The organism is Algoriphagus aquimarinus (assembly GCF_007997215.1).
In the GTDB taxonomy this organism is placed as follows: Bacteria; Bacteroidota; Bacteroidia; order Cytophagales; family Cyclobacteriaceae; genus Algoriphagus; species Algoriphagus aquimarinus_A.
Genome location: NZ_VORW01000002.1, coordinates 504,881 through 517,839, shown reverse-complemented (window position 1 = coordinate 517,839; position 12,959 = coordinate 504,881). Strand labels below are relative to the sequence as shown.

9 protein-coding genes are annotated in these 12,959 nt (G+C 40.0%); all 9 read left to right on the top strand.

The genetic code is table 11. The features are described from left to right. The first annotated feature begins 4 nt into the window (after window positions 1-4). The 9 genes from ESV85_RS06765 (at window position 5) to ESV85_RS06725 (ending at window position 12,943) form a co-directional block, all read left to right on the top strand. Window positions 5-2,785 (top strand): glycosyl hydrolase, encoded by a 2,781-nt coding sequence (locus ESV85_RS06765; protein ID WP_146915975.1) that lies wholly within the window; start codon window positions 5-7, stop codon window positions 2,783-2,785. A 257-nt stretch (window positions 2,786-3,042) separates the two neighbouring features. After that, window positions 3,043-4,470, top strand: a complete 1,428-nt coding sequence (locus ESV85_RS06760) for a purine-cytosine permease family protein (RefSeq protein ID WP_146915973.1) — start codon at window positions 3,043-3,045, stop codon at window positions 4,468-4,470. A 2-nt stretch (window positions 4,471-4,472) separates the two neighbouring features. Then, window positions 4,473-4,664 carry a hypothetical protein gene (locus tag ESV85_RS06755; RefSeq protein ID WP_146915972.1) on the top strand — a complete coding sequence of 64 codons (192 nt, stop codon included), beginning with the start codon at window positions 4,473-4,475 and terminating at the stop codon, window positions 4,662-4,664. A gap of 199 nt (window positions 4,665-4,863) precedes the next feature. Next, on the top strand, window positions 4,864-6,141 hold the full coding sequence (locus ESV85_RS06750; RefSeq protein ID WP_146915970.1) for a TIM barrel protein: 1,278 nt from the start codon (window positions 4,864-4,866) through the stop codon (window positions 6,139-6,141). Window positions 6,142-6,726: 585 nt separating this feature from the next. Further along, a complete protein-coding gene (locus ESV85_RS06745) occupies window positions 6,727-7,164 on the top strand; it encodes a response regulator (protein ID WP_223275924.1) in 438 nt (145 codons plus the stop codon). A 15-nt stretch (window positions 7,165-7,179) separates the two neighbouring features. Continuing rightward, complete coding sequence (locus ESV85_RS22480; protein WP_146915968.1) at window positions 7,180-9,732, top strand: PAS domain S-box protein; 2,553 nt, start codon at window positions 7,180-7,182, stop codon at window positions 9,730-9,732. A gap of 85 nt (window positions 9,733-9,817) precedes the next feature. Next, window positions 9,818-10,135, top strand: coding sequence for an antibiotic biosynthesis monooxygenase family protein (locus ESV85_RS06735; RefSeq protein ID WP_146915966.1), 318 nt, complete (start codon window positions 9,818-9,820; stop codon window positions 10,133-10,135). A 162-nt stretch (window positions 10,136-10,297) separates the two neighbouring features. After that, window positions 10,298-10,861 carry a helix-turn-helix domain-containing protein gene (locus ESV85_RS06730; RefSeq protein WP_146915964.1) on the top strand — a complete coding sequence of 188 codons (564 nt, stop codon included), beginning with the start codon at window positions 10,298-10,300 and terminating at the stop codon, window positions 10,859-10,861. Window positions 10,862-11,155: 294 nt separating this feature from the next. Further along, window positions 11,156-12,943, top strand: coding sequence for a DUF1080 domain-containing protein (locus ESV85_RS06725; protein WP_146915963.1), 1,788 nt, complete (start codon window positions 11,156-11,158; stop codon window positions 12,941-12,943). Window positions 12,944-12,959 lie beyond the last annotated feature (16 nt).

Here is a 12,959-nt window from a genome sequence, read left to right as displayed (position 1 = left end):
CAAAATGCTTTCGAAATCCAAATACCTCCTTTTCCTAATACCTATATTTTTAATATTAGCATTTCAATCTCAGGAGAGAAAGAATCCTCCTTCCAGTAATTGGCCAGAGATCACCCAAACTGCCAAACCTTGGACTCGCTGGTGGTGGATGGGGAATGCTGTGGATGAAAAGAATCTATCCAAACTGCTGGAAACGTACAACGACGCTGGACTTGGTGGAGTTGAAATCGCGCCTATTTATGGAGCAAAAGGATATGAAGATCGTTACCTAGATTTTCTTTCTGAAGACTGGCTTAGCATGTTAGACTTTACAGTCACTAAGGCACATTCACTTGGAATGGGAGTCGATATGACCCAAGGAACCGGTTGGCCTTATGGAGGACCACAGGTTAGCTTAGAGAATGCTGCAACCCGAATGGTGATTCAGGATTATGAGAAAGTAGATGGAAAGGCATTAGCCACTCCCATTATTTTCCAGAAGAAAAAAGAATCTCAGCCTGATGCACAATTGGTAGCAGTGATGGCGTATGATTTGAATAATAAGGCCACAGAAATCACCGAGTATCTAGATAAGGAGGGTAAACTCAATTGGAATAAAGCTGGGAACTATCAGATCAAAGCTATTTTCTTAGACAAAACGGGTCAAATGGTAAAGCGGGCAGCCCCAGGTGGAGTTGGCTTTACCTTAGATCACTTCAGCGAATCTGCAGTTGATTCCTATAATTCATATTTTGAGAAAGCATTTGCTGGAAAGGACTATGGTTTCCGGTCATTTTATAATGACAGCTTCGAAGTCTATGGAGCAGATTTTACAACTAGCCTATTTGAAGAATTCCAGAAACGTAGAGGATATGATTTGAAAGAGTTTCTTCCATATCTAGAGAGTGAGGAAAATACGGAGATAGTGCGTAGAGTAAAGTCCGACTATCGGGAAACAATCAATGATCTTCTGCTGAACAATTTTACTAAGAACTGGACTGATTGGGCTCATAGTCAATCCAAACTCACTAAGAATCAAGCTCACGGTTCGCCGGGAAACCTTCTTGATCTTTACGCCTCAGTTGATATTCCTGAATGTGAGACTTTCGGATCCAGCTACTTCCCAATTCCCGGACTACGCAGAGATAGTGCTGATATCAGAAATGTAGATCCTGATCCCATCATGTTGAAGTTTGCATCTTCCGCAGCTCATTTGACTGGGAAAAACCTTGTTTCCTCTGAAACCTTCACTTGGTTGGGAGAGCATTTCAAATCTTCCTTCTCACAGATGAAACCTGAGGTAGAGCAGGCATTTTTGGCTGGTGTGAATCACATTTTCTATCATGGGGTCACCTATAGTCCTGAAGATGTCTCCTATCCAGGTTGGTTGTTTTACGCTTCGCTGAATCTTACCCAGCAAAACAGTCTTTGGCCACATTTCAAGGGATTCAATGACTTCATCGCTAGATCACAGGCAATTTTACAAGCAGGCCAAGCAGATAATGAATTGCTGGTTTATTGGCCTGTTTACGACGTTTGGGCGGAGCCAAAAGGCAAAATGGAAATGATCACAGTACATGCTGTCGACGAATGGCTGCATCCTACTGAATTTTATAAGCAGTCTAAGCAACTGATGGAATCCGGGTATTCTCTGGATTTCATATCAGACGAAATGATTTCAAAATCTCAGGTTAGCAAAGGATTGATTCAAACTTCAGCACAAAATTCTGCTAAGGTTCTGATCATTCCTGAGACAGAGTTTATACCGATAGAAACTCTACAGAACATTCTCAAACTGGCTGAAAATGGTGCGAAGGTCATCTTCCAATCCAAGCCAAAATCAATTCCAGGCTATCATGCTGACCAAAAGTCAAAAGAAAGTACTTTCAATCAATTATGGGCTTCAATTGCATTTGAAGAAGGAAAATTCATGTTTGGTAAAGGCGAGATCTACCTTTCCGATGATCTAAGCAAGACCTTGAAAGAATTAGAAATCTATAGAGAAAAGCTAGTAGATTCAGGACTTGATTTTATCCGTAGAAAAGTAGCTGACGGGACTTACTATTTTCTAGTAAACCATAGCGCTAATACTATTTCTCAAACCATTTCCCTAAACACAAAAGCTGGTACAGTGATGGCAATGGATCCCCTAACGGGCAAGAGAGGCACTATGTCTTCAGAAAGCACTGCAGATGGAACAAGCGTTAATCTTTTCCTAAAATCAGGAGAATCGATTTTCCTGAAGACTTTTGATGACAAGGTGGCTTTAGAAATCCCTGCTTGGCCAGACTACAGCAAATCAGCAACAAACACAGATATTTCTAAGAACTGGAAACTCACTTTTACTAACGGCCAACCAAAACTTCCTACTGCACGATCCATGGAGCAGATCAAACCTTGGACAAATAATGGTGATTCTGAAGCAGATGATTTCTCTGGTCAGGCAAGTTATTCCTCTGAATTTGATTTCAAAAAGTCAGAAGGAAAGCATTATTTATTGACTATAGACAAGGTGTATGAAAGTGCAAAAATCTGGATCAACGGAGAATATGCAGGCAATAGCTGGAGCATCCCCTATCAACTGGATATCTCCGAGCATTTAGTAAATGGTAAAAACACGATCAAAATAGAAGTTGCCAATCTGATGGCGAATAGCATTCGGTATTTGGATAGAAATAAGATTGAATGGAGAAATTACCATGAAATCAATTTTGTCAATATCGATTATAAACCATTTGACGCGAGTAACTGGAAAACCATGCCATCTGGATTGTATGGAAAAGTACAGATATCGGCGTATGAGTAAGTTTACGAATCACAAATAAATTACTCTTTATTTTATCTGATTTCTAATAAAAAAAAGGGTAAAGCAGCAAAAAATTCGCTCAACTCTACGAAGGCCTCTTCGGTCTCCCGTCTTCGGTCTTCTGTCCAGTAAAGCAAAGAAATTGTAGTAACTGACATCATTTCGCAGTATTATCTTAATAATTATGACCCATATAGCACAGGATACATGACAACTGTCACTAGTATAATTTGAACTTCAAGCCCATAAGAAAACCTATGTCATCCACCCAAAACCTGAAGCAGCGGCTCGAAGCTGTCAACGAATACGAGCGAACTCCCATCCCCAAAAACAAACTCAAAGGCTGGAAAAGCTTTATAGGAACCTACGCCGGAGAGCATACCGCAGGAACTGAGTTTGTACTTGGGCCACTTTTCGTAGCTCACGGAGCTTCTGCAGGAGATTTGGTTAGCGGCTTAATTGTCGGGAATATTCTTGCCGTTCTCAGCTGGGCATTTCTCACGGGAAAAGTAGCCGTTAAGACAAGGACAACGCTTTATTACCAGCTGGAGAAAATTGCGGGTAACCGATTTACGCTAGTATATAATTTAGTAAACGCTGCGCTATTCTGCTTCTTGGCAGGTTCCATGATCGCTGTTTCAGCTACAGCAGTTGGAATACCTTTTAACCTTCCAATGCCTTCTCTTACTGACGTTTATCCGAATAGTGTGGGTTGGGTTGTTACTGTTTTCGGGATAGGTGCTATCACCACTGTAGTGGCCATGTTTGGCTTCAACGTAATCTCGAAATTCGCCAATATCGCTGCGCCATGGATGATTATGATCTTTATCGCAGCTGCAGTGGGCGTTTTGCCTAGATTGGGAATCAACTCATTCTCTGATTTTTGGCCAGTTGCTGAAACTACTATTTGGAATGGAGTTCCGCTGGAAGGCCAAAGCAAGTTCACTTTCTGGCATATTATGTTCTTTGCCTGGTTCTGTAATATGGGCATGCATATAGGGATGGCAGACATGTCGCTTTTACGCTATGCAAAAAAATGGACTTATGGCTTTTCATCAGCTACAGGCATGTTTTTAGGGCATTTTATCGCTTGGATGGCTTCTGGCATTTTGTATTCCTTATTCTTGATCGAATCAAAAGGAAGTTTGGTTTTTGCTCCAGGGCCTATCGCCTATGAAGCCGCAGGAATAGCGGGAGCTGTCTGCGTAGTAATCGCTGGTTGGACCACTGCAAACCCTACGCTTTATCGCGCTGGACTTGCCATTCAATCTATCAACCCAAAATGGAAGACATGGAAAGTGACTCTATTTGTAGGTTTGGTAACAACCATCGCAGCTTGTTTCCCTGCTTTAGTGATGCAGTTGTTAGAGTTTGTTGCACTCTATGGATTGATTTTGATGCCACTTGGCGCCGTGATATTCTTGGATGTTTTTGTACTTCGTAAAATGGGGCTAGCCAGCAATTATGCTGAATTGACACATTCCCATTTCAATCCTGCAGTTGGAATCACTTGGGTGATTTCTCTGATCTTCTGTCTTGGCTTAAATATATATGGAGGTATCGAAATATTCTTTTTGGGACTCCCTGGCTGGTTTGTAGCAGTGATCGTTTACCTTATTGCTTCGAAAGTTATTCAAAAGAAAAGCCTAATAAAGACAGCCACTTACACTGAATTAAATTATTGATTATGAAATCATTACTTAAAATAATATCATTTATAGCTTTAGCAGTTACACTTGTTCCTTCCTTTCTGGTTTTTAAGGGAATCATCACTCCCGAACTTTCCAAAACATTGATGTTTATAGGGACGATAGTTTGGTTTGTCTCCGCATCTTTTTGGATGAATGCATCTGACGAAAATGAAGAAGCTGAGAACTAATTATTAGTCCAGCTTCTGGAGAAGCAGGAGAACAGAGAATCCTAATATTACTCAGTGCCCTCCGCGTGAACTCCGTGTCCTCTGTGGTTAAAAAACTATAAGCCCCGCTTCTGGAGAAGCGGGACAACAACAACTTTGAACAATAAAACCGCGCCCTTTGGGTGACCTTTGTGTCCTCTGCGGTTAAACAACAACAACAATGAAACTTACTCTCGACCAAATACAAAATCAAAATAACTCTCAAAGCGCTGAGCATTCCCGAAGCTTCGAATTCCTTGCCGAAAGCTTAGAGAAAAAAGGAAATAACGTAGAAGAACTGATTTCCAAGCTTCAAGCCTTGCAGATTGCGATACCAAGTTGGGCATTGGGAACAGGCGGAACACGATTCGGGAGATTTTCCGGAGGTGGTGAACCTGCGACCTTGATCCAAAAAATCCAAGATGTAGGAATTCTTCATGCCCTCAATCAATCCAGCAACGCCGTTTCACTTCATATTCCATGGGATATCCCAAGTGATTATCAAGCCATCAAAGACTCTGCCTCAGAAGTTGGAATCGGCTTTGACGCAGTGAATTCTAATACTTTTCAGGACCAAGCTAATCAGTCACATAGCTACAAATTCGGTTCTTTAGCTAATTCAGATGCAGCCGTTCGTGAGTTGGCTGTAGAACATAACAAGCAGGTAATTGAAATTGGAGAGAAATTAGGTTCTAAAGCACTGACCGTTTGGCTAGCAGATGGAAGTAGCTTTCCAGGTCAACATAGCTTGAGAAAAGCGCTGGAAAACACACACTTATCTCTTCAAGAGATTTATAAGGACATTCCCGAAGACTGGAAACTCCTTATTGAGTACAAACCTTACGAGCCAAACTTCTACAGTACAGTGATTCAGGATTGGGGAACATCATTCCTTTTGGCAAATAAGCTTGGTAAAAAGGCATTTACACTTGTGGATCTTGGCCACCATCTGCCAAATACAAATATCGAGCAGATCGTGGCTACCCTGATGACAGAGGGGAAATTGGGTGGTTTCCACTTCAATGACTCCAAGTACGGAGATGATGACCTGACTGTTGGAAGTGTGAAACCGTATCAGTTATTCTTGATTTTTCAGGAACTGGTAAAGGGATTTAGCGAAACGAATAATCCCCCACTTTCCTGGATGATCGATGCGAGTCATAATCTAAAAGACCCGATGGAAGATCTGATTCAATCTGTACAGGCTATCAAACTCTCCTACGCTCAGGCATTATTGGTAGATAGTAAATCCTTGGAAGCCGCTCAGGAAATACATGATGTAGCTGGTGCTCAGGAAATATTACAGGATGCTTTTAGAACTGATTTGCGTCCTCTACTTGCAGAAGCAATGCGCAGATCTGGCGGAGCTATAGATCCAATCAAGGGATTTAGATCACTTAAAGTAAGAGAAACACTAATCCAAGAAAGAGGCTTAAAATCAATCGCTTCTGGATTGTAATTTCTTACTGTAAACCAAATGCACTTTCATAATAAATAAGAATCAATTATGAATTTTAAAAAGATATTTAGCTGAATAATTCCTATAAAAACTGTTTTACGAGATGATACAAACTAAAATATTCAAGATTAAAAATTAAAAATTCCTCACTCCAGGAAGTCAGCAAAAGCCCCATTAAAAGTAATCAGATAATAGTTTTCATAAGATTCAAGGCTAAAAGTTTACTTTTTTGTTAGTGGTTTAATTTAGATCAAATCTCCAACATTTTTACGCAGAATCTCGCTTGTCAAGAACTCTCCTTGGACGGAGCGTGGTTTGCTCAACCTGCAACCCGACCCAATGCTAACATGATCCAAAAGAATCATTTCTAAACGTTGTCCTGCCCCAGCTATTCATTAGCATTTCCAAATCTATTTTTGGGGGATAGCTTGGGACCAATCAAGTAAAGTGAGGATGTAAATCCGGCATGGGTTTCCACTTTATATCGAATTATGCATTTAGATGCATTTCTGTTATCTCAAAGAAAACCAATTTCATATCCCGCTTCTTTCGTACATTTAAGTACCAAGTCCAATCCCGACGCAATTGAAAAATATCTTTCTTGCAGAAGACGATGCTGACGACCGCATGTTCTTTGAAAAAGCACTTAAAATAATAAACACCCCCACTCAACTCACCATTTCAAAAAATGGGTTAGAGTTGATGAGCAACCTTGAAATTTTAACGGCGCATCCACCTCCCGATGTTATTTTTCTTGACCTGAATATGCCATTCAAGAACGGGCTTGAATGTTTGAAGGAAATCAGAGAATCTCCAAAGCTTAAGAAAATTCCTGTTGTCATATTTACGACTTCAGTAAATGACAATATCCTTGACAATACCTACCAGCAGGGGGCGAATTATTATATCTGCAAACCCTCTTCGTTTCGGCTTTTAGTTAAAACCATTGAAATGGTTTTAACTCTTGATATGAAGCAAACTACACGACCTGCCAAAGAAAATTTTTTCTTAAAAATCACCTAACACAGATAAGCAATCATGGGAGAAAAAGAAAAAAGAGCAGCAGAATTAGTTGTTGCAAGGAAAGAGCTTGCTTTTCAAAATGTGGAGAAAGCAAAACGAGCCGCAGAATTAGGTATTGCCAACAAAGAACTTAAACAATCAGAAAAACTTCTAAAGAACAGTTTAAAGGAAGTATCTGATTATATAAGTGCATTGGATGAAACAACTATAATAGCACTGACTGACAAAAATGGAATTATTAAAAAGGCAAATAGCAATTTTTGTAAAATATCAAAATATAGAGAGGACGAACTAATCGGACAAGACCATCGCATTATTAATTCAGGGTATCACCCGAAAGAGTTTATTCGTGATTTATGGGAAACAATTGCCAGCGGGAAAGTATGGAACGGTGAATTAAAAAACAAAGCCAAGGATGGAACATTTTATTGGGTAGACACGACCATCGTTCCATTTCTGAATGAACAAAGCAAACCCTATCAATTTCTTGCTATCAGAGTAGATATTACCAAACTCAAAGAATCCGAAGAGCAATTAAAAATTGTAAACAAAGAACTTACTTTTCAAAATGAAGAGAAGGAAAAGCGCGAAGCGGAATTGGTCGAAGCGAACAAAGAACTTGCTTTTCAGAATGAGGAGAAAGATAAACGGTCAGCGGAGCTGATCATTGCTAATTATGCCCGTAGTTTGATTGAAGCAAGTTTAGATCCCCTGGTTACTATCAGTGCCGAAGGAAAAATATTAGATGTGAATGAGGCATCTATTAAAGTAACCGGTGTGTCTCGCAAAAAACTGATTGGAACAGACTTTTCAAATTATTTTACCGAATCTAAAAAAGCACAGGAAGGTTATCGGCAGGTTTTTGAAAAAGGTTTTGTGGCAGATTACCCGCTAACGATAAAACATAAAAATGGCAACCTGACAGATGTATTGTATAATGCATCAGTTTATAAAGATGATAAAGGCAATGTTCTTGGCGTTTTTGCTGCTGCCCGGGATGTAACAGAGCAAAAATGGGCGAAAGATTTACGAATAGCCAACAAAGAACTTGCTTTTCAGAATGAGGAAAAAGAAAAACGAGCAGCAGAATTAGTCGTTGCCAACAAAGAACTTGCGTTTCAAAATGAGGAAAAAGAAAAACGGGCAGCGGAGTTAGATATTGCGAACAAAGAGCTCGCGTTTCAAAATGAGGAGAAAGATAAACGGGCAGCAGAATTAGTCGTTGCGAACAAAGAACTTGCGTTTCAAAATGAAGAGAAAGAAAAGCGCGCAGCGGAGTTAGATATTGCAAACAAAGAGCTCGCGTTTCAAAATGAGGAGAAGGATAAACGGGCAGCAGAATTAGTCGTTGCCAACAAAGAGCTTGCGTTTCAAAATGAGGAGAAAGATAAACGGGCAGCAGAGTTAGTCGTAGCGAACAAAGAACTTGCATTTCAAAATGAAGAGAAAGAAAAGCGCGCAGCGGAGTTAGATATTGCGAACAAAGAGCTCGCCTTTCAAAATGAGGAGAAAGATAAACGGGCAGCAGAGTTAGTCGTAGCGAACAAAGAACTTGCATTTCAAAATGAAGAGAAAGAAAAGCGCGCAGCGGAGTTAGATATTGCGAACAAAGAGCTCGCCTTTCAAAATGAGGAGAAAGATAAACGGGCAGCAGAATTAGTCGTAGCGAACAAAGAGCTCGCGTTTCAAAATGAGGAGAAAGATAAACGGGCGGCAGAATTAGTCGTAGCGAACAAAGAACTTGCATTTCAAAATGAAGAGAAAGAAAAGCGCGCAGCGGAGTTAGATATTGCGAACAAAGAGCTCGCGTTTCAAAATGAGGAGAAAGAAAAACGAGCAGCAGAATTAGTCGTTGCAAACAAGGAATTGGAAGCATTCAATTACATTTCCAGCCATGATTTACAAGAGCCATTGCGAAAAATTCAAGTCTTCGCATCATGTCTTATCACGGATGAATCGCAAAATTTGTCTCAGAAAGGCAAAGATTATATTTTGCGAATGGAGGATGCCGCCAACCGTATGCAAGGGCTGATAGCAGATTTACTTTCATACTCCCGCACTATTTCTACGGAACGAAAATTTGAAACCGTCAATCTCAGCACAATAATTGAATCAGTAAAAAAAGATTTCGCAGATACCATTGAGGAAAAAAACGCAATCATTGAAGTATCTGAAATGTGCGATGCACATATTATTCTCTTTCAGTTTCGCCAACTTCTGGACAACATTATTGGCAATGCACTGAAATTTGCAAAACACGATTTACCACCGCACATTATCATAAAAAGCAGAATAATAATAGGCAGCGAAGAGAATAACCAGAAACTTTTATCCCAAAAAGAATACAGCCACATTACTATTACCGACAACGGAATCGGCTTTGAACCGAAGTATAAAGACAACATTTTTGAATTGTTTAAACGTCTCCACGATAAAGAAAAAATAAAAGGCACAGGAATAGGACTTACCATCGTGAAAAAGATTGTAGAGAATCACAATGGCTTAATTACCGCAACGAGCGAACTAAACAAAGGGGCAACCTTTGATATTTACATTCCCTATAAATAAAATATGTGTATCCGCTAGACTGCACTTAGCCAAAGAATGACAGATATATTCCACTAATTTAAGGGTATAAACAATCTTGTAAAAAATGATCGCCCTAACTCCACAACCTCCTTACTACGCAGTGATTTTCACTAATATTAGAACTGAAATTGAAGAAGGTTACGCCGAAACTTCTATAGAAATGGTAAGCTTAGCCGAAGCTCAAGAAGGGTATTTGGGACATGAAAGTGTCAGAGATGGCTTAGGAATCACCATAAGTTATTGGCAGAATTTGGAAGCAATCCGAAACTGGAAACAACAAACGGATCACCTCATAGCCCAAAGAATAGGCAGGGAAAAATGGTATGCAGCCTATAAGACAAGAATTTGCTTAGTCGAGCGGGATTATGGGTTTTCTATTTAGAAATAGAGCTTAGATTTCAGTTCCAGTGCTTTCAATTCGTTAAGTGGAAGTAATGACACCACTGCTAACTTATTTTAAAAGGATTTTCCTAAACCCTAAATTCGCTCAAAAAGAACTTTAATCGCATTGAATACATTTGTTTCCTAACTCCGCTATCCAAAAATGTCACTGATTTATATCAAAAATATGGTTTGCCCACGCTGTATAGTTGCTGTAAAAGATGCACTTGCTCAGGAAGGAATTGGCTTCACTTCTGTGGAATTAGGAAAAGTACAACTGCAGGAAGACCTTGGGAACGAGCAGAAGAAAAAACTGATGGGTATTCTCAAAAGTAAAGGTTTTGAATTATTGGAAAGCCAGAGTGCAGCATTGATTTCCCAGATTAAAGCGCTCATAGTATCTCAAATTCATCATTCAGACAAATTAATACATGTCAATTTCTCTACCTTTTTATCACAGGAGATCGGACAGGAATACTCTTCGATGAGTCGGCTATTCTCTCAAGTAGAAGGGATCACTATAGAGAAATACATCACTCAGCAGAAAACAGAAAAAGTGAAGGAGCTTCTGATCTATGATGAATTGAGTCTTTCTGAGATTGCAGATAAACTCAAGTACTCCAGCATGGCCTATCTTTCTTCACAGTTCAAAAAGGAAACAGGTATGACTCCCTCCGACTTTAAAAAGCAAACAAAACCAGCTCGAAAGGGGCTTGATGAGATTTGAATCTCCTTTATCACTGTATTATTTTTTTCTAAAAAGGTCAGCTCCACTTTAAAAAGTGAATTGAGAAAATCTCTGAAACATAGTGAGAATTGATCTATCAATTGAGATTTACTTGCAGAAGGAAACAGAGCGTTTATCTTTAAGCCCGAAAGAAAAATTCGCTAGTCAGATTATTAAAATCTTTGTGTAAAGCTTAAATTCGTGTGGTTTTCAACTCTTCGAAGCCATGCATGGAGTATCTATTTTGCATTTTTCTAATAAACCTCGTTCTATCAATTAACCCCCCAATTTCACATGATTTTGAACAAACATGTAGGCTTGCTCACCGCTGCCTTAGCTTTACAGCTGGGTATCGTGCAAGCACAACAAAATCCTGTTAAGCTAAACCTAGGTTCCTTCGAAGGAAATAAAGGTAGCTGGGCAGAAGTAGGAAAGGTCTGGGCTAATCCAGCCATTCCTAATGAGCTTCAATTCGCCGATGGCTCTGGCATCATGGCTAATCTTCCAACCAAGAAAACCCATGGTGCAGATATTATTTCTACTGATAAATTCGGAGATGTAGATCTTTCTTTGGAGTACATGGTTGCTCCTGGATCTAATTCCGGAGTTTACCTTCAAGGAAACTATGAAATTCAAATCCTAGATAGCTGGACTACCACCAACACCAAACCTGGTGACAATGGCGGAATCTATCAACGCTGGGACGAGAGCAAACCTGAGGACCAAAAAGGCTACCAAGGTTATGCTCCTCGTCAAAATGCAAGCAAAGCACCGGGTGTTTGGCAAAAGCTGGAAGTATCTTTCCAAGCAGCAAAATTTGATGCTTCCGGAAGCAAAATCGAGAATGCTCGATTCCTTTCTATAAAACTTAATGGAGTGACTATTCACGAAAATGTGGAAGTTTTCGGCCCTACGCGTGGCGCAATGTCCGGTAAAGATGTAGCTGAAGGTCCACTAAGAATTCAAGGTGATCATGGTGCAGTGGCTTTCAGAAATATTGAAATCACACCATTCAATGCCAAGACTCCTACTGTTTCTAAAGTGAACTATGAAACATTCCAAGGTTCATTCAATAACCTTGAGGAGCTATCAGGCAAGTCGTCGATCGCTAAAGGGAGCGTTGCTTCTCTAAGTGAAGTTCCTGCATCTGTATCTGATGTCAATTTGACCAAATACACTGCGAACTTGAATGTAGCTGAAGCTGGTGAATACCAAATCACACTTCAGGTTCCAGGTGGATTAGCTGGTTTCGCTACTGGTAGTGAAAGCATTTCTAATCTATCCGATAGAGGTGTAAGAGTCAAAAAGCAATTGAAAGCTGGAGACAATCCTATTCAAATCATTGCTTCCAAAAACAGAAATTGGTCAGTTGACGGATTCAACTTGGCTATTTCCGGTCCAGGACTTAGAAGCACAAATCTTCTGGTCTCTGCCGCTGGTGCAAATCAAGATACCGATCCTATCCTAGTAGATGTAGATGAAACTCCAGTTTTGCGAAGCTTCAGAGACATTCCAAATCATAAGAGATTGAGTCATGTAGTTTCTGTTGCCAGCAAAGAGCAAGTGAACTACGCATACGACATGGAAACTGGTACATTGATCCAAGTATGGAGAGGATTGTTTTTGGACGCTACTCCTATGTGGAATAGCCGTGGAAATGGCGTATCTATCCCTCGTGGTGCATTGATCAATTTAACCACTCCTGCAGTAAATGCTGTAAGCAGCGATTACAGCGCTTCAGAAGAATTCAGAACAAAAGGTTACCAGCTAAAGAACGGTTCTGAAGATATTATTTTCTCTTACCTTCTTAATGGTGAATCAGTTAAGGATGAAATCAAAGTGTTGGAAACAGGCAAAGGAATCAATAGATCTGTTTCTGGTATTGGCAATGGCTTTTACAAAATAGCAGCTGGCACTGAGATTCAAAAGATCAACAAAGGCTATTATTTATTGCCTGAAACTGGTTTGTATCTGGAATACGATGAGGCTACTTATGGTGCTCCAGTAGCACATACTACTGATGGCAATGCCGGTATTTTCTTGCCTGCAAAGGGAAACATCGTTTACAATCTTCTCTTTTAATCCAAGGACAGCGCAA